This is a genomic window from Bacteroidota bacterium (assembly GCA_016706255.1).
GTDB lineage: Bacteria > Bacteroidota > Bacteroidia > Chitinophagales > BACL12 > UBA7236.
The window spans coordinates 175,950-194,585 of the sequence record JADJJZ010000030.1; the positions used below are offsets into that span (position 1 = coordinate 175,950).

Here is an 18,636-nt window from a genome sequence, read left to right on the forward strand (position 1 = left end):
TAAAAACGAATAATAGTATGCAGCGTTTAAAAACATTTTATCAGTCAGCAAAAGGTAAACTCATAATTACCGCAACTGCAATTAGTTCTGTATTTATAATTACTACGGCAGCAACCGGTGCCGATTTATTTGAAGTTGGAAAAAACATCGACATATTTACTTCTGTATATAAAGAATTAAATACTTATTATGTGGATGATGTTGATCCGAATAAATTAATGCGCACCGGAATTGATGCCATGCTGGAAAGTTTAGATCCTTACACAAATTATATTTCTGAAGCAGAATTAGAAGGATATAAATTTCAAATTACAGGAAATTATGGTGGTATTGGCGCAAGTATTCGTCCAATAGAAGGAAAACAAACTGTAATAGAATGTTTTGAAGGATTTGCTGCGGAAAAAGCAGGATTAATTCCCGGTGATATTATTTTAGAAATTGATGGTAAAAAATTATCAGATGTAAATGATGATGAAATTACCGATTTATTACGCGGTTCTCCGGGAACAACTTTAACATTAAAAGTAAATCGCCCATTTGTAGAAAAAACATTTGATGTAGTTGTTACCCGCGAAGATATTGATGTACATAATGTGCCATACTATGGTTTTGTGGAAGAGGGTATTGGTTATATCATTCTCTCACAATTTACTGAAGACGCAGGTTTAAACGTTGGTAATGCTGTTAAAGAATTGAAAAAAATTAATCCGAACATGAATGGTTTAATTTTAGATTTAAGAGGTAACCCGGGCGGACTTTTGCGCGAAGCTGTTAATGTATCGAATGTATTTATTAATAAAGGTGAAGCAGTATGCAGCACATTGGGTAAAGTAAAAGAATGGGATAAAACATTTAATACTTTAAACAGTGCAATCGACAGTAAAATAAGTTTAGTTGTTTTAACAAACAGTTCTTCAGCATCTGCATCAGAAATTGTTGCGGGAACTATTCAGGATTATGACCGCGGTGTAATACTTGGAGAAAAAAGTTTTGGAAAAGGATTAGTGCAAACTACACGTGATATTTCATACAACACGAAATTAAAATTAACAACAGCTAAATATTATATTCCCAGTGGGAGATGTATTCAGGCTTTAGATTATACGCATCGTAATCCGGATGGCAGCGTGGGTAAATTACCTGACTCATTAAAAACAGCTTTCAAAACTAAAAGTGGAAGAACTGTTTATGATGGTGGTGGAATTGATCCGGATGTAAAAGTTGAACGCGAAAGTTACCGCGATATCACCATCAGCTTAATTCGCAAAAATTTAATCTTTAATTACGCTACTTTATATCACTTTGAACATCCTACTATTGGAGATGCAAAAACATTTTCAATGAGCGACAAAGAATATGATGCATTTGTAACCTGGCTGCGCGATAAAGAATATGATTATACTACTGCAACGGAAAAAGATTTGGAATATCTGGAAGAAAGTGCAAAAGAAGATGCTTATTACGATGCTGTAAAAGATGATATTGCCAGCCTAAAAACGAAAATTAATCACGATAAGGAAAAAGACTTATATAAGTTTAAGGATGAAATTTTAGCCGAACTCAACGCAGAAATTGTTGCCCGCTACTATAATGAAGATGGTCGCATAGAGGCCAACTTCGATCAGGATAAGGAAATTCAAAAGGCGGTGGCCGTTTTAAAAGATGCAAAAACGTATCAGGAGCTGCTTATTCCTAAACAATAAATTTCATCTGCGGTAGGTAATTTATCCGGGATGAAAGGAATCAAATATTGCTAAAACCCTTATTCAGTATGCATTATAACCCTATGCATATACTTTTTTATTAATATGTTTTCCTTCACTGAAACATAAATCACACGTATTGAGGTGAATTATTAGTTATTTTGCGAAAAATTAGATTTAAATCATGTTTACAGTAATTCGAACATATCGTTTTTGGGTATTACTTGTTCTCTTGGCAAGTTTTGGTGTGGTATCAGGTCAAACCACCATTAAAAGTGCATTAGAGCAACATATTACCTATCTGGCTGACGATAAACTGGAAGGAAGAGCAACAGGTAGCAAAGGAGAGGCCCTGGCATCTGATTATATAGCCAAAGCCTTTAAAGCTATTAACCTTAAACCGGCTGGTGATAACAATACGTACTTACAAGCCTTTGATGCCCATGCGGGAAAAGCACTTGGCCCAAATAACTATATTAAAGCAGGAGAAACTTTCGATAATATCGCTGAAACCTATCCGCATCCGATGTCGGCAAACGGCATTGTAACTGGAAAAGTTGTTGCAGCGGGTTTTGGAATTATTGCACCTACATTAGATTATAACGACTATACCGGAATTGATGTAAAAGGGAAAATTGTAATCATAAAATTTTCATCGCCTGATGGTACACATCCACATTCTAAGTATGTTGATTTTAATGATGAACGTTTAAAAATAAAATCAGCAGTTGAACAAGGTGCAACGGCAGTATTATTTTATAATGAAGATGAAAATTATGATGTTCCTACTCAAGATTATCGCAGAACAATTACAGCAGAAAATATTCCGGTAATCATAATCAGTAAAACGGTTGCAGCAAAATTATTATCCTATAAAAACGAAATAACTATTTCCGCTGAATTAAATCCTGTGGTAAAAACCGGACATAATGTATTGGGGTATATTGATAATGGTGCTGTAAATACTATTGTAATTGGTGCACATTACGATCACCTTGGTCACGGCGAAATTGAAGGTTCGTTATACAGAGGAGCACCTGCCATTCACAATGGTGCTGATGACAATGCGAGCGGTGTTGCATTAATAATTGAATTGGCAAAAAAAATAGCCACATCAGATTATAAAAACAATAATTATTTGTTTATCGCATTTAGTGGTGAGGAGATGGGACTCTTTGGCAGCAAAGCTTTCGTGGCATCTACCCTAGTAAATAACTACAGCATTAATTATATGCTCAATTATGATATGGTTGGGCGATTAGATACATCTAAAACAATAATAATTAATGGTGTTGGCAGCAGCACAAACTGGCGTTTATTGCAAAATATTAAAATAGATGATTTAAAATTAAAAACTACTGAATCAGGAATAGGACCAAGTGATCAAACTTCATTTTATTTAAAAGATATTCCTGTTTTACATTTTTTTACCGGCTCACATAACGATTACCATAAACCAACCGATGATGCTAATTTAATTAATTACGAAGGCATAGTTGATGTATTGGATTTTAGTTATGTATTAATTGATTCATTAAATAGTGCCGGGAAAATTAATTTCACAAAAACAAAAGAAGAAAACAACGAAAATACCCCACGTTTTAAAGTAACACTGGGTGTAATTCCTGATTATGCATTTGCCGAAAAAGGTATGCGCATTGATGGTGTTACGGATGGCAAACCGGCAAGTGTTGCAGGATTAAAAGCAGGGGACATTGTAATTAAATTAGGCGAATATGATGTAGTAGATATGATGGGTTACATGACCGCATTGGGTAAATTTAGTAAAGGAGAAACCACAATTGTTACCATTATTCGCGATAAAGAAACACTTCAACTGGAGGTTAAATTTTAATTGGCAAAAATATTACATATAGAAACCTCTGCAGCTTATTGCAGTGTAAGTATTGCAGTTGATGGCATTGGTGTAAGTGAAGAAACTGCCACAGCTGTTAACGATCATATTGGGCATTTGACGCTCCTAATCGAAAAAGTATGCGGTAGCGCCGCTATCCCGCTCAAAATAATGGATGCAGTAGCCGTAAGTTCCGGTCCCGGCTCATATACCGGCCTGCGTATAGGTGTTTCAACCGCAAAAGGTATTTGTCAGGCGCTTAACATTCCCCTTATTTCTGTTAATTCGCTGGAAAGTATGGTTTATGGGATAAAAGACAAGTTTAAAGGCGAAGATGTGCTTTTTTGCCCTCTAATAGACGCAAGGCGAATGGAAGTATACACTTTGATTGCCAACCCGTCCGGTTCAATTTTAGTCCCCCAGCAGGCTTATATTGTTAATGAAGGCCATTTATTGGAGGATATGCTGGAAAAAAACCGCATCGTTTTCTTTGGAACAGGGTTAAATAAATGTAAACAGCTGTTAAACCATGCGCATGCGATATTTTATGATGATTTCATACAAACTTCAACAAGCATGCATTTTTTAGCAAATCGTCAATTTTTAAATGGAAATTTTGAAAATATTGCATATTTCGAACCTTTATATATCAAAGAATTTTATACTACTCAAAAAATAAAAAAGGCCTAGCTGCAATTTTAGTTTGTTTTTTCAGTGCTTAATGATTAGTTTTGATAACAGAACGCCACGTGGGTAACGACAACCGGTAAATTATCCTTATGCCCGCTATAAATTCCATTAAACTAACTCCTGAAAAAGGAGGAGAAATTAAAGTTGAATACAACACACTCCGAAGAACCGTTTTGGTAATTCGGTCGGTTGACCATAAACTTCGACAGCAGATTATAAAAATGCTGGAAGAATCTCCGCGTTTAACAGTTACTGAAATCTACATTAAATTACGTATAGAGCAAAGTATTGCATCGCAACATCTTTCTATATTAAGAAGAAGTGGTGTGGTAGTCAGCAAACGAACGGGAAAATTTATTTATTACTCCCTTAATCACGAAAGGCTTGCTGAAATTGGTAACTTAATTAAAGAACTGGCAAAATAAAATGGCAAAACAAAGCATTATCGTTTTTAATAATGTTGAAAGCGGTGAGCTGCACAGTGCAGGCATCATGCTTCGCGCCATTGCGCATCCGCTGCGATTAAAAATAATTGCTTATATAGATAAACATAAGCCGGTAAACGTGCATAGTATTTATACCAATTTAAATATCGACCAGAGTATTGCTTCGCAACAATTAAATATTTTACGTGCTTCTAATCTGGTAATAACATCCAGAGATGGAAAATTTATTTATTATTCCATCAACTACGATACCATAAGGTATATTAATACACTGCTGGAAAATTTTAAAAAATAATATTATTTACAAACCTGCAGCTGCAGAAATATCCAACATGCGTTGAATAGATTTTCTTGCCATAGAAATTGTTGGTTCATTAATATTTATTTCCGGCAATTCATATAGCATACAGTTGTATAATTTTTCTAATGTATTTCTTTTCATGTGCGGACAATCATTACAAGCACATAAATTATCAGGTGGTGCAGGAATAAAAGTTTTTTCAGGACTATTTTTTTGCAATTGATGGATGATACCTGTTTCGGTAACAACAATAAATTCATTTGCACTATCGGTTGTAGCATATTTTAATAAACCGGTTGTACTGCCAATATAATCGGCAACGGCTAAAACGGGTTCTTCACATTCAGGATGTGCTATAACTTTTGCGTTTGGGTGACGATGTTTGAGTTTAGTAATTTTTTCCAGCGAAAATATTTCGTGCACCATACAACTGCCATCCCATAAAACCATTTTTCTTCCGGTTTTTTTCTCGATATATCTTCCGAGGTTTTTATCCGGTGCAAAAATTATGGGTTGATCGGCTGGAACACTTTCTACAATTTTAACTGCATTGCTACTTGTGCAGATTATATCGCTCAACGCTTTTATTTCTGCTGTGCAGTTGATATAACTGATGACAGTGTGGCCGGGATGGGCGTCAATAAACTTTTTAAACAAAAAAGGAGGACAACTGTCAGCCAATGAGCAACCCGCTTTAGAATCGGGCATAATCACTTTTTTGTGGGGATTGAGGATTTTAGCGGTTTCTGCCATAAAGTGCACGCCTGCAAACACAATAAGGTCGGCTTCGGTTTTTGCTGCATTTTGTGCAAGGCCTAAACTATCACCGATATAATCTGCAATATCCTGAATATCAGACTCCTGGTAGTAATGCGCCAGAATAACAGCATTTTTTTCTTTTTTGAGTTTTTTTATTTCCTCAAACAAATCTAACTGTGGATCTATCGGACTATCTATAAATCCGGTCCGTTCTAAAACGGCATTATCCACATCCTTTTCCCCCTTAATGATCATGATGTTATTTTTTAAATTAAATAAAGATTCATCATCAGTGCTGTGTATTCGTTGATAAGTACTTAATCACATTCTTGATATAATGGTTTTCCATAATTATAACCACTAAATTAACATATAACTAACAATGACAACTAAATAACAACGGGCATTTTGCCTTTAATACACATTCTGTTGGTACAAAGTTAACAGGAAAACTTTTTCGTAATGCACACTGCTTCCACGTACATTGCATGTTGGTACAACAGTACATCTCCACAAAAAAATTCCGCTCATACATCATCAACACTAAAAAAAAGAACTTATCAAACTCAATTAACAGTTGTACAACATAGTACCAACATAAAAAAACGACTAAAAATGACACTTAAAAATAAACTGACCTTTAAAAAAGACAACGCATTAATTTGAAGCGTAAAAGCGCAATATTAAATCCACATTATTTATAAAAATGCATTTCATCTAAGTGTTTCCAAACTTTTTCGGGTACTAAATATCGTACAGATTTCCCGTTTTTGATATTTTGACGGATATATGTTGATGAAATACCCAGCAGCGGAACATCAAAGAGTTGGATATCACCTTTAAGGTTTTCCGGAACTACGTCTTTTGCACTTCTTTTGTATACCAGAACCGTATGTGCTGCAAGTATCAGTTCATAATTTTTCCATTTGTGAAATGCAGCCAAATTATCGGAGCCAACAATGATACTAAACTTATGTTCCGGATGTTTTTCTTTTAGATGTGTGAGTGTATCAATAGTATAACTCGGTTGCGGTAAATGAAATTCGATATTTGAGGCCTGGAGTTTATAATTATCTTCAATTGCCAGATTTACCATGTATAAGCGATGTTTTTCATCGAGCAGAGAAGATTTTTCCTTAAAAGGGTTTTGGGGAGAAATAATAAACCATACCTGATGCAGATCAGCATTTTCAGCAAAATGATTTGCAATAATCATATGTCCGGTATGCACAGGATTGAATGAGCCGAAGAATAATCCAATGTTCATCGTTGTGTAAAGATAGGTAAGCGATACGACTGAGCGCGATTGTGGAGCGCTTTTTGGTGGTTAGTCATGTTAATTTGCAGTAATTTTTTAAAAGTAAAGGAAAAATAGCTGTTAGATGTCATTTTTGGCAAGCAAAAAAATATACCTACTTTTAACGAGTAAAATTTAGTTTAATATGAAGAAATTAATGTTTTTATTATTTACAATGAGTGTTGCGTTTTCGGTGAAGGCGCAAAACTGGCAGGATGCCTGCATTGGTGGATGGATAAACGGTGATGGTGATGCGAAAATTGAGATTTATAAAAAAGACAATAAATATTACGGTAAAATAACCTGGTTACGCGAGCCGAATGAGGAAGATGGAACACCAAAAGTAGATGATGAAAATCCGGATGAGTCGAAACAAAAACAACCAATTATGGGTCTGGTTATACTGAAAGGGTTTGATTTTGAGGATGGCTTTTGGAAAAACGGGACAATTTATGACCCTAAAAACGGAAAAACTTACAAATGCGAAATGTGGCTGGATGGCAAAACGGGATTAAAAATACGAGGGTACTGGGGCGTGGTATACAGAACCGAAACCTGGACCAAAGCGAAATAATTTTTTCGCACATTATGAAATACGGCATACTCATTTTACTACTTACACTTGGTTTGGGCAGGGTTTCTGCTCAGGGCAATGCCGATGCTATAAAAGGCGTATGGTTGTCGGAAAACAAGCGCTTAAAAGTTGAAATTTACGCCGTAAATAATGTGTATTTCGGTAAAATTTTATGGTTATACGAACAAAACGACCCTGAAACGGGTAAACCCAAGTTAGATAAAGAAAACCCCGACCCCAACAAACGCAACCGACCCCTTATTGGCCTGCAGGTTTTAAAAGATTTTCGTTTCAAAGACGGATTTTGGCAGGATGGATACGTGTATAACTCCCAAAACGGCAATACCTACGCCTGTGAAATATGGTTAGAAGGGAAGGATATGCTTGTGCTGCGAGGGTATTGGGGGTTTGTTTATCATACTGAGCGTTGGACGAGGGTGAAGGTATGATGTGCTGATGTGCTAATTGAACAGCCGATTTTTGAGTGAGATTTGTATTCGGAGCTGACGTAGGGGCTTGGGATGATGTACCAATGTACCAATGGAACAGCCAATGAACAGCCGATTTTTAGTTGGATTTTCATTCGGAGTTCCCGTTGGGGCTAATCAACATTAGCCCGACTCATAATTAACTTATAAATCATTAATCGAATATTCGAATTTGAGCAAGATTGTCATTTTAACGACTAACCCCATCAGCTAATTTGCTAATTAAAAACCAAGCGGTAACTTACAACTTCACAAATTTGCCCACCCGACTTCCGGTGTCGGAAATTAGGTCAAGGATATATGTTCCTTTGGGCAGACCGGAAATATCGATTTTGCCGGAAACTGTTTGGCAAGTGAGATGACATTTGCCGGTAATATCATAAATATAACATTGAGTGTATGAATTTGGAGCAATTTGAAATTGAAGGAAATCACTTGCCGGATTTGGAAAAATGTTTATTGCATTTTCATTATTATAAAGTTCATCTATGCTGAGCGGGGAATAGTTGCCATAAGTTTGACCATTAATAACATAACCAGCCAGGCCGAAATTCGAATAATCTTTTGGACTTCCCTTTGATTCGAAGGTGACACCAATATATGAATCCCAATGTATTTCGTGGCTGTATTCAAAAGATGGGTTTACCAAACAATCGTCATATTGCCAACCTGTTGTTGTAATATATTGTTTGTATCGCCAAACGCCTGGAAACGTTGTTGTATCAATATACGACTCATTGGAATACATTTCACCAATATATTTATCTAATTCAAATTGATATGGAGATTCGGGAATATAAAAAGGTCTCCAAGGTGGTGAACTTATCGCATTATATATTGCGTTTTTATAATAAGCATAGGTATAAATGTAACCAGATTCGTTTTCATATTGGATAACAATAGAATCGGCATAATGTGTTACACTTTGTATTAGGGCCGTTTGAAAACCGGAACCTGTTCCCAAAGGATAGCTATAGTTGAAATAATATTTAAGGAAATCGCCAGGCGCCAAATGTATCCAGTCTTCCCAAAGTGGTCCCTTGTACCCTGCTGAACTGGCAAATGCATTCCAACCAATTAAATTGTAGCATCTAAAACAGTCCTCGCAGGTAGTAGGATTAATTAACTGGTAAAAAGGTAAAAAACGTATGAGTCCATAATGTTTGCTTAAAATATAAGTTGCCTTATCAATTGTAAAACCGCCGATAACGGGAGAAAGAGTATGCACCGAAAAATATTTTATACTGTCTGTAAAACCAAGAAAGTTTCCCAATACAATAGAATCACAAGTAATTTCTATTTCCGAAAATTCGCTTTCATCAGAATTGTTATAAATTTTCCAACTTGAACCCACAACAGCCATCGGTTTAAAAATGGCCGGCAATGTGCCATAAATACTATTATAATAAGTTAAGCTGTCGCCAAGACCTGAAAATTCCATCTTGTAAGGAGGCCAGGAATAATAAAAATTATCTTCAAAATTTATAACCGAATCAAAGCACGCTTGAGTAGCACCATGAGGAGCCTGGGTATTGTAATAGTAGTTAGTTGTATCTCCAATGGTTGAAACAGAGTCGTGTTTGCAACTAAACAAGTTGGTAGTTCCTTCAGGAAAATAATACATGTCTGTTTGGTATGGAAATAAGGCCCAATCCTGACAAAAGGTATTGAAAGAATTGATTAGGAGCAGAATAACAAGTAGCGGTTTCATATAGAAAGGGTTTGATATTTCAGGAGGGGGTTGTTTTAGGTATTCAAAACAATGGTTTGTTTATTGTTGACATATTGCCATTTTGGATTTTTCATACCCAAACAAGTAGATAATTACATTGATGCTATTTTACAATTTTCAAAAAGAAATTTGTCACACCATTTTGCTATGCAAGTTACTAAAAAAAAGTAATATGTAGCCAGTTTTACCATGGAAATAAATTAATGTGTTGATTAGTTAATCACTGTTGTCCGGTAAAACTCATATGATTTTACGAGACCCCCATCAGCTAATTTGCTAATTAAAAACTCGGAGCTGCCATATTCCAATTTGAGTTAGATTGCCATTAACTGACGAACCCCCATCAGCTAATTTGCTAATTAGCTAATTAAAAACCAAGCGGTAACTTACAACTTCACAAATTTGCCCACCCGACTTCCGGTGTCGGAAATTAGGTTTAGGATATAAGTTCCTTTGGGCAGACCGGAAATATCGATTTTGCCGGAAACGGTTTGGTTGGTGATATGACATTTGCCGGTGATATCATAAATAAAATATTGCGTGTATGAATTTGCATCAATTTGAAATTGAATTAAGTTATATGCAGGATTTGGAAAAATAGTAATAGCATTTTCAGTATTAAAAGATTCATCTATGCTGACTGGCTGCAAGTTGCCAAAAGAGACACCGTTAATAATACCACCGACTATACCGTAGTTGAACCAAGAATCACCAACTAATTTATCTTCAAACATGACACCAATATACGAATCCCAGCGTATTACGTGTTTGTGTTCAATTAAGGGTTCGATTGTGCAATTTATTTCATTTTGCTGGTTGGTTGTTATCAATTCTTGAAAATAATTCGAATAACCAGGGTAACTGATAGTGTCTAACATGGGAGACCCTCTGTCCATTTGACCCACATATTCATCTAATTCAGATTGATAAGGAGATTCGGGAAGATAAAATAGTCTCCATGTTGCCGTGGTAATTGCGTTGAATAGGGCCTTTTTATGATAGGCATATTCGAAAATTTCTCCTAGATGGTTTTCATATTGTATAACAACAGAATCGGTATAATGTGTTACATTTAATATCAAGGCCGTAGTAGCGTAGAAACCTGTTCCCGAAGGGTTTGAATAGTTATGATGATATTTAAGAAAATCGCCAGGAACCAATTTTATCCAGTCCTCCCATTTTGGACCTTGGTAACCGGCAGATGAACCGATTCCATTCCAACCAATTAAATCATAACATTTAAAACAATCTGGACAGGAGGTAGGTTTAAGTAAATAATAAAAAGGCAAAAAACGAATAAGACCATAATGTTTACTGAGCACATAATTCGCCATATCAATAGTATGCCATCCTGTAATTGGTGTTTCTGTATGTACTGAAAAATATTTGAGACTATCTGTTACCCCAAGGAAGTTTCCCAGAACTATTGAATCACAGGTAATTTCTACTTCAGAAAAAGTGCTCCAAGGCGCATTATTTGGAACTATCCAGCTTGTTCCAACGGCAGCCCATGGTTTAAAAATTGCAGGCATTGTGCAATAATACTCAGTATAATTAATCAGGCTGTCGCCTTTTTGGGTAAATTGCATTTGGTAAGGGACTTCAGAAAAAAAAGTGTCTACCTTAAAATTTATAAGCGAATCAAAGCACTCCTGCGAAATCCCCTCAGGGGCTTTTGTATTAAAATAGTAGTTCGTAGTAACGCCATCAGTTGAAACCGAGTCGTGTTTGCAACTAAACAAGCTTGCAGATCCTTCAAGATAATAATACATGTCTGTTTGGTATGGAAATAAGGCCCAATCCTGACAAAAGATATTGAAAGAATTGATTAGGAGCAGAATAACAAGTAGCGGTTTCATATAGAAAGGGTTTGATATTTCAGGAGTAGGTTGTTTTAGGTATTCAAAACAATGGTTTGTTTATTGTTGACATATTGCCATTTTGGATTTTTCATACCCAAACAAATAGATAATTGCGTTGGTGCTATTTTACAATTTTAAAAAAGAAATTTGTTACACCATTTTGCTATGCAAGTTACAAAAAAAAGTAATATCTAGCCAGGATTGCCATGGAAATAAATTAATGTGTTGATTAGTTAATCACTGTTGTCCGGTAAAACTCATATGATTTTGTGAGACCCCAACAGCTAATTTGCTAATGAATAATTCGGAGCTCTCGTTGGGGCTAATCAATATTAGCCCGACTCATAATTAACTGATAAATCAATAATAGAAAATCCGAATTTGAGCAAGATTGTCATTAACTGTCGGACCCCCATCAGCTAATTTGCTAATCGGCTAATTAGCTAATTATCAGCAGTTTTTTGTGCATAGAAACTTGAAATGGAATTCTAGCCCGGATCGAAATGGAAACCCCTGCGAGGAACGAGCAGGAGTTGGAATGGAGAGCCGGCAGCGGAGTTGCAGGTGTGGGAGATGGAGATGCTCCAAATCAGGTAAACTACAATTCGCTACATAAATGTGTTGTAAGCGAGCGGGTTCTGTTTTAGATTGTTTTAAAGCCGGTATATTTCCAGAGCACTTCGGGAATATTGATGCCCTCGGGTGTTTGGTTGTTTTCCAAAATTGAAGCTAAAATGCGCGGAAGGGCTAGTGCGCTGCCGTTTAGGGTGTGCACGAGTTTGTTTTTGCCATCGGCATTGTCTTTATAACGACATTTTAGGCGGTTGCTTTGGAAGGTTTCGAAATTGGATACAGAGCTAACTTCCAGCCAGCGTTGTTGGGCTGCTGAAAACACTTCGAAATCGTACGTAATTGCTGATGCGAAACCCATGTCGCCGCCGCATAAACGCAAAATACGATAAGGTAAACCGAGCTCCTGAACTAGGTTTTCTACATGTTTTACCATGGCCTCGTGGCGTTCAATGGATGTATCGGGGTGGGCAATTTCCACGATTTCCACTTTTTCGAACTGGTGTAAACGGTTTAAACCGCGCACATCTTTGCCATAACTACCCGCTTCGCGACGAAAACAAGGTGAATAGGCGGTCATTTTGATAGGTAATTCGTCCTCTTTTACGATTACATCGCGATAAATATTGGTAACGGGCACTTCGGCGGTTGGAATCAGATAAAAATCGTCGACTACGGCATGGTACATCTGACCTTCCTTATCGGGCAACTGACCGGTGCCATAGGCGGAGTCGGCATTTACCATAAATGGCGGAATGTATTCAATATAACCTGCTTCACCGGCTTTATCGAGGAAATAGGCTACTAAAGCGCGTTGTAAGCGGGCACCTTTATTAATATATACGGGAAAACCGCTTCCGGTTATTTTATTGCCGAGTTCAAAATTGATGAGGTTGTATTTTTCGGCGAGTTCCCAGTGTGGAAGGGCGTTGAAATTAAATTCCGGAACTGTGCCACCGGTGCTTACCACTTCGTTTTCTTCAGGTGTTAAACCGGCCGGAACGATATCCTGTGGCAGGTTTGGGAGCGTGAGGAGTAAGTTTTTTATACTTTCTGCAATAGTGGCATGTTGTGTTTCGATTTCGGCAGAACGGGTTTTGAGTTCGGCCACCTTTAGTTTCATGGTTTCGGCAGCATCTTTTTGGCCTTGAGCCATTAATTTGCCGATTTCTTTGCTGGTGCTGTTTGTTTCAGAAAGGGTATTATCTAAAGCAGTTTGTAATTTTTTTCGTTCATCGTCGAGCTGTAAAACCTCGTCAATTAAACTAATATTGTATTTATTACGTTTAGTTAAACGGGTTTTAGCTATTTCTGTGTTTGCTCTTAAATAATTAATATCCAGCATGCGCTTTAAAATTTTGGCAAAGATACGCCTAAGTGGCATCTTAAGGAAAGGAGATTTTGCGGTATAGGTAAGGAGTTGACAGAAAAATGCGAAAAAAACAGTGTAGCAAACACTTCATTATCAAATAGTTGAAGAAGTTGGTTGCGGCATGTTTGTTTATTTGAAAATTCCGTCTTATTATTGCACTGTAAAGTCCGATTAACCAGCTAAAGGACATCTCATCTGAATATTTCAATTGTTTTATTCAGTCAAATTTTTTTCCTGATTTATTTTCGATTTTAGATTGAACCTACATTGTATTTAGTGAAATTTTATTTTTTAACTTATAAAAGTTTGTAATGTATACTGAAGCACAGTTGAACGAAATGCTCGTTCCTGAACTGAGAGAGATTGCGGAGTCATTATCGATCAACAACTTTAAAAAAATGGGTAAAAGTGAATTGGTAACTGCCATAATAGGCACTGCCAAAAAACACGTTAATACTCATAAAACCAGCGATGATAAAAAGAATGATCGCAAACGTTTGTTACGCCCTCGTAAGAAAAAAGAATTAGCCGGTGATGAAGAACCTGAAAAGGTAATTGCACCAAAAATTGAATTTGTTGAAGAGGAGGATGAAGACGTAAAAATTGAAGTGCCTGCAACGGGTGATGATACTTTTAATAATCAGGCGCATGAGCAGCAGGTAAATGAACAACCTGTTGTTGAGCAACAAACAAATGAGCAGCCTGTTGTAAATCATCGTGAAGAAACGCAACAACAACAACATCAATATCCAAAGAAAAACAGAGAGCCAAGATTTAATATTGATTTAGACGGCGCAGTTCCGGGTGAAGGTGTATTAGAAATGATGCCTGACGGATATGGATTTTTGCGCAGTGCTGATTATAATTATCTTACCAGCCCTGATGATATTTATGTTTCACCATCACAAATAAAATTATTCGGATTAAAAACCGGCGACTGGGTTTCGGGATTTGTCCGCCCTCCGAAAGAAGGTGAAAAATATTTCGCATTATTAAGAGTAGAAACAATTAATGGTCGCGACCCGAAAGAAATTCGTGACCGCGTTCCATTCGATTATCTTACACCATTATTTCCGGAAGAAAAATTAAATCTGGTTTATAGTCCTACCGATTATTCAACCCGTGTTATCGATTTATTTACACCAATTGGAAAAGGTCAGCGTGGTATGATTGTAGCGCAACCGAAAGTGGGTAAAACATTTTTATTAAAATCGATTGCAAATGCTATTGCACAAAATCATCCGGAAGTATATTTAATTGTATTATTAATTGATGAACGTCCGGAAGAGGTTACTGATATGGAACGCAGTGTAAACGCAGAAGTAATTGCGAGTACATTTGATGAGCCTGCAGAAAAACACGTGAAGGTGAGCAGTATTGTGCTTCAAAAAGCAAAACGACTGGTAGAGTGCGGACAGGATGTGGTTATATTATTGGATTCAATTACACGTTTAGCGCGCGCACATAATACAGTTGCGCCATCGAGTGGTAAAGTATTATCTGGTGGTGTTGAAGCGAATGCAATGCAAAAACCAAAACAATTTTTTGGTGCTGCCAGAAATATAGAATTTGGTGGTTCGCTTACCATTCTTGCAACTGCCTTAATTGATACAGGAAGTAAAATGGATGAGGTAATTTTTGAAGAGTTTAAAGGAACCGGTAACATGGAATTACAACTCGAAAGAAAATTATTTAACAAACGTATTTTCCCTGCAGTAGATGTAACGGCAAGCTCAACCCGTCGCGATGATTTATTACACGAAAAAGAAGTGTTACAGCGTATGTGGGTATTGCGTAATCACCTGGCTGATATGAATACCGAAGAAGCCATGAACTTTATTTTACAACATATGCGTGGAACAAAAAGTAATGAAGAGTTTTTGGCTACGATGAGCAGATAAATTAAAGTTTAAACATATTAAAATCCGCAAAAGCGGATTTTTTTTATGCATTACATTTAATTAAATAAAAAATTACCATTCGCCATAATTGGCGTAGAAGCTAAAATGTAAAGATCTTATGAGCAAACCGCCAATATTACTTGCGTTTTTATTAAAATAATCTTGGTAACCTATGAAATTGGTGGTAATTTCCAATCCGCCAAAACTACGAAAAATAACAAATGCCTGCAGTGCCGGTATAAATGCACCTGTTTTATAGTAAAAACTTTCGCCACCCGAACCCATTATAGAATACATAATACCACCGCCAAACCCGGCTCCAACAGCACTTCTGCTATCCTGAGATCCGGTGTATCCCAAACGCACACAGGCAAAAACAGGAAGGTCAATTCCGTAAGCATAATCGCCGGCACCGTATGAAGTTTTGCCAATCGAAAAAATACTTTGATATAATACACCGGCAGAAAATTCATCGAAGCCGTTTAGTAAATTAAAATACATACCACAATTAACATTGAATAATAGCAAGGATACCGGTTGTATTGGTTCAAGATAATGTATAGTGTGTCCGTTATTATCTTCGTAAGTAAAAACTTGGTTACCCTCAATATGCACCGGTGATATTCCCAAACCGAATTCAAATGCCTGTGCATTTATATGCATGCAGCTTATTAGCAATAATGTTATCGGAATAATTTTTTTCATAATAATTAAAATGCGGTTAAACGGTAAATGGTTGATTCATTAATGCCGATAAAAATTGATTCGGTTAATGCAGCGGCATTATACATGTCGAAATTTTCAGCATTTTGATCATAATATTCTGTCCAGAGCGGGAAATATTTAGAATGATTGTGTTTCACCTAACAAAACTATAAAATCTGATGCATATTTTAAAGATGCAACAAACCAACCTGATGTAGACTATTTACAGGAGGGTTATTCCAAAACAAATAGAAATCTGTTAAACCGCTGTTTTCATAATGTGTTGCGATTTCCTGAAGGGTATATGTTTTTACATTATGTACTGCAATCAGATTGAGTATTTCTTCCAACCAAACAGCCTGTTCGCGATTTAATTTAATGGTTAATTCGCCATTTCGATTGTAAAAGGTGATTGAACACATATCATAAGCAACACCTTTTTTTGTTTTGGTATAATTTTTTAAAACAGGCTTATTACCTAAATAAATTACTTTGGTTGTAGGCGCAGGAATTGAAACAGGCGTATTTTGAATAACCCGTTCAATATAATTCTGCGGAATAGTAGTGCCGGGAACTTTTGTATCAAACCAATTGGAAAGTGGAATATCAAAACCTGCTCCCTGCATGTAATTAAATAATGAAATTTTTAACCCCTCGCTAAATAAAGTATGGTTTGCACCGCTTGGGTCGATATGTTCGATATCATTATTTGCAAAAGCGCCAATTTCTGCATTCAATTTTTCTACTTTAAATTGTTCAGGATACATGCCAACGGGGCTATGGGCAGTCATAGCAAACTGATGCCAGAAACCGGATTGCAAAATGCCATTTTCAAATAATTGGCGCACCATTTCCAGTGAATCGATGGTTTCCTGAGCTGTTTGTGTTGGGAAGCCGTACATTAAATAAGCATGCACCATGATTCCTGCATCCGTAAAATTTTTATTTACGAGTGCCACCTGTTCAACGGTAACACCTTTTTGAATTAATGCCAACAATCGGTCCGATGCCACTTCCAGTCCGCCACTCACACCAATACAACCACTTGCTTTTAACAACAAACACAAATCGCGGGTAAAACTTTTTTCGAAACGAATATTGGTCCACCAGCTCACAACCAATTTGCGTTTAATTATTTCTAACGCAACAGCCCGCATGAGCGATGGTGGTGCAGCTTCATCAACAAAATGAAAACCTGTTTCTCCGGTTTGCGCAATTATTTTTTCCATTCGGTCGCAAATAACTGCGGCTGTTAATGGTTCATAAGCCTGAATATAATTGAGTGAAATATCACAAAATGTACATTTACCCCAGTAACAACCATGCGCCATGGTAAGTTTATTCCAGCGACCGTTGCTCCACAAACTATGCATGGGATTAATAATTTCAATTGCAGCAATATATTTATCCAACAATAAATCGCTGTAATCGGGCGTGCCGGTATCTATTTGTTTATAGTCGGCACAGCCGGCATTATTAATATACCGAACGGTATTTTTTTCTAAATAAAATGTTCGTTTTAATTCATCCCGGCTTATTTTATTTTGAATAAAACCAACTAATTGTTCCAGCGGCGCTTCACCATCATCTAAACAAATAAAATCGAAATAATTAAATACGCGGGGGTCGGAAATACTTCTTAATTCAGTATTTGCAAATCCGCCACCCAAAGCAACTTTAATATGCGGATAATTATTTTTTACAAATTGAGCACATCTGAAACCCGCATATAAATTACCCGGAAAAGGGACAGACAATGCAATTATTTCCGGATTTAGTGCGGTAATGTGTTTATCTAAAATATTTAATAAAATGTTATCAATAAATGTAAATGGCAATTGTAGATGTTCATGCAGTGCGTCAAATGTTGCGGCTGAGCGGCCGAGTCGTTCGGCGTATCTGCTGAATCCAAAATGTTCATCTACATAATTGGAAATAATATCTGAAATATCTTCGAGGTACATGGTGGCAAAATATTTTGCTTTATCATGTACGCCCATATTGCCAAAAGCCCAGTCCACACTTTCGTTGTTTTCAAATCGCGGACCTTCCGGTAAAAATCCGCCGGCGGCAATTCGATTTGCGAGTGTTGGTGCTTTGCCCTGTAAAAATAAAATTACAGGTTCAATGGTTTGTATATAATCTTCTTGTAATGTGCGAATGGCTATTGTATCATCATTAACCGGGATGCGGTTAAATATTTCTGTTAAACCGGCTTTTGAAAAAATTTGTAAAATAACTTCAATCCCCAAATCAGATTGAAACGAAGAAATATTTCTTGTATTCAAAAATCCTTTTAGGTAAGCAGTTGCGGGATAAGGTGTATTTAACTGCGTAAAGGGCGGTGTAATTAATAATACTGTTGCGCTCAAAAAAATATT

16 protein-coding genes are annotated in these 18,636 nt (G+C 36.6%); 8 read left to right on the forward strand and 8 right to left on the reverse strand.

The genetic code is table 11. The features are described from left to right. Window positions 1-17: 17 nt before the first annotated feature. From IPI65_23280 to IPI65_23300, 5 genes are all read left to right on the forward strand, one after another. Window positions 18-1,703: a S41 family peptidase gene (locus IPI65_23280; GenBank protein ID MBK7444356.1), complete on the forward strand. Its 1,686-nt coding sequence runs from the start codon at window positions 18-20 to the stop codon at window positions 1,701-1,703. Between the two features lie 184 nt (window positions 1,704-1,887). Beyond that, window positions 1,888-3,558 (forward strand): M28 family peptidase, encoded by a 1,671-nt coding sequence (locus IPI65_23285; protein ID MBK7444357.1) that lies wholly within the window; start codon window positions 1,888-1,890, stop codon window positions 3,556-3,558. Continuing rightward, a complete protein-coding gene (gene tsaB / locus IPI65_23290) occupies window positions 3,559-4,248 on the forward strand; it encodes a tRNA (adenosine(37)-N6)-threonylcarbamoyltransferase complex dimerization subunit type 1 TsaB (protein ID MBK7444358.1) in 690 nt (229 codons plus the stop codon). 89 nt (window positions 4,249-4,337) lie between these two features. Next, on the forward strand, window positions 4,338-4,673 hold the full coding sequence (locus IPI65_23295) for a helix-turn-helix transcriptional regulator (protein ID MBK7444359.1): 336 nt from the start codon (window positions 4,338-4,340) through the stop codon (window positions 4,671-4,673). Between the two features lies 1 nt (window position 4,674). Beyond that, entirely contained in the window at window positions 4,675-4,989 is a 315-nt protein-coding gene (locus IPI65_23300) for a helix-turn-helix transcriptional regulator (protein ID MBK7444360.1), read from the forward strand. A gap of 6 nt (window positions 4,990-4,995) precedes the next feature. Here the strand turns inward: IPI65_23300 and nadA are convergent, their stop codons facing one another. Together nadA and IPI65_23310 are read right to left on the reverse strand one after the other, a co-directional pair. After that, complete coding sequence (gene nadA / locus IPI65_23305; GenBank protein ID MBK7444361.1) at window positions 4,996-6,009, reverse strand: quinolinate synthase NadA; 1,014 nt, start codon at window positions 6,007-6,009, stop codon at window positions 4,996-4,998. Window positions 6,010-6,448: 439 nt separating this feature from the next. Continuing rightward, on the reverse strand, window positions 6,449-7,021 hold the full coding sequence (locus IPI65_23310; GenBank protein ID MBK7444362.1) for a nicotinate-nucleotide adenylyltransferase: 573 nt from the start codon (window positions 7,019-7,021) through the stop codon (window positions 6,449-6,451). A gap of 175 nt (window positions 7,022-7,196) precedes the next feature. Here IPI65_23310 and IPI65_23315 point away from each other — a divergent pair, with 175 nt between their 5' ends. After that, the gene (locus IPI65_23315) at window positions 7,197-7,625 is read left to right on the forward strand and encodes a DUF2147 domain-containing protein (protein ID MBK7444363.1); all 429 of its coding nucleotides are present in this window, start codon (window positions 7,197-7,199) and stop codon (window positions 7,623-7,625) included. 14 nt (window positions 7,626-7,639) lie between these two features. Continuing rightward, on the forward strand, window positions 7,640-8,074 hold the full coding sequence (locus IPI65_23320) for a DUF2147 domain-containing protein (protein ID MBK7444364.1): 435 nt from the start codon (window positions 7,640-7,642) through the stop codon (window positions 8,072-8,074). Window positions 8,075-8,354: 280 nt separating this feature from the next. On the opposite strand, the gene IPI65_23325 is transcribed toward IPI65_23320, so the two are convergent. From IPI65_23325 to serS, 3 genes are all read right to left on the reverse strand, one after another. Next, on the reverse strand, window positions 8,355-9,824 hold the full coding sequence (locus IPI65_23325) for a T9SS type A sorting domain-containing protein (protein ID MBK7444365.1): 1,470 nt from the start codon (window positions 9,822-9,824) through the stop codon (window positions 8,355-8,357). A 407-nt stretch (window positions 9,825-10,231) separates the two neighbouring features. Next, complete coding sequence (locus IPI65_23330) at window positions 10,232-11,704, reverse strand: T9SS type A sorting domain-containing protein (protein MBK7444366.1); 1,473 nt, start codon at window positions 11,702-11,704, stop codon at window positions 10,232-10,234. A 646-nt stretch (window positions 11,705-12,350) separates the two neighbouring features. Further along, entirely contained in the window at window positions 12,351-13,622 is a 1,272-nt protein-coding gene (gene serS / locus IPI65_23335; GenBank protein MBK7444367.1) for a serine--tRNA ligase, read from the reverse strand. 338 nt (window positions 13,623-13,960) lie between these two features. On the opposite strand from serS, the gene rho reads away from it, so the two are divergent. After that, window positions 13,961-15,550 (forward strand): transcription termination factor Rho, encoded by a 1,590-nt coding sequence (gene rho, locus IPI65_23340; protein ID MBK7444368.1) that lies wholly within the window; start codon window positions 13,961-13,963, stop codon window positions 15,548-15,550. A 72-nt stretch (window positions 15,551-15,622) separates the two neighbouring features. Here the strand turns inward: rho and IPI65_23345 are convergent, their stop codons facing one another. The 3 genes from IPI65_23345 to IPI65_23355 are packed head-to-tail and all read right to left on the reverse strand — an operon-like array spanning window position 15,623 to window position 18,627. Continuing rightward, window positions 15,623-16,255: a hypothetical protein gene (locus IPI65_23345; protein ID MBK7444369.1), complete on the reverse strand. Its 633-nt coding sequence runs from the start codon at window positions 16,253-16,255 to the stop codon at window positions 15,623-15,625. Window positions 16,256-16,260: 5 nt separating this feature from the next. After that, window positions 16,261-16,413 (reverse strand): hypothetical protein, encoded by a 153-nt coding sequence (locus IPI65_23350; GenBank protein ID MBK7444370.1) that lies wholly within the window; start codon window positions 16,411-16,413, stop codon window positions 16,261-16,263. 30 nt (window positions 16,414-16,443) lie between these two features. Then, on the reverse strand, window positions 16,444-18,627 hold the full coding sequence (locus tag IPI65_23355) for a radical SAM protein (protein MBK7444371.1): 2,184 nt from the start codon (window positions 18,625-18,627) through the stop codon (window positions 16,444-16,446). Window positions 18,628-18,636 lie beyond the last annotated feature (9 nt).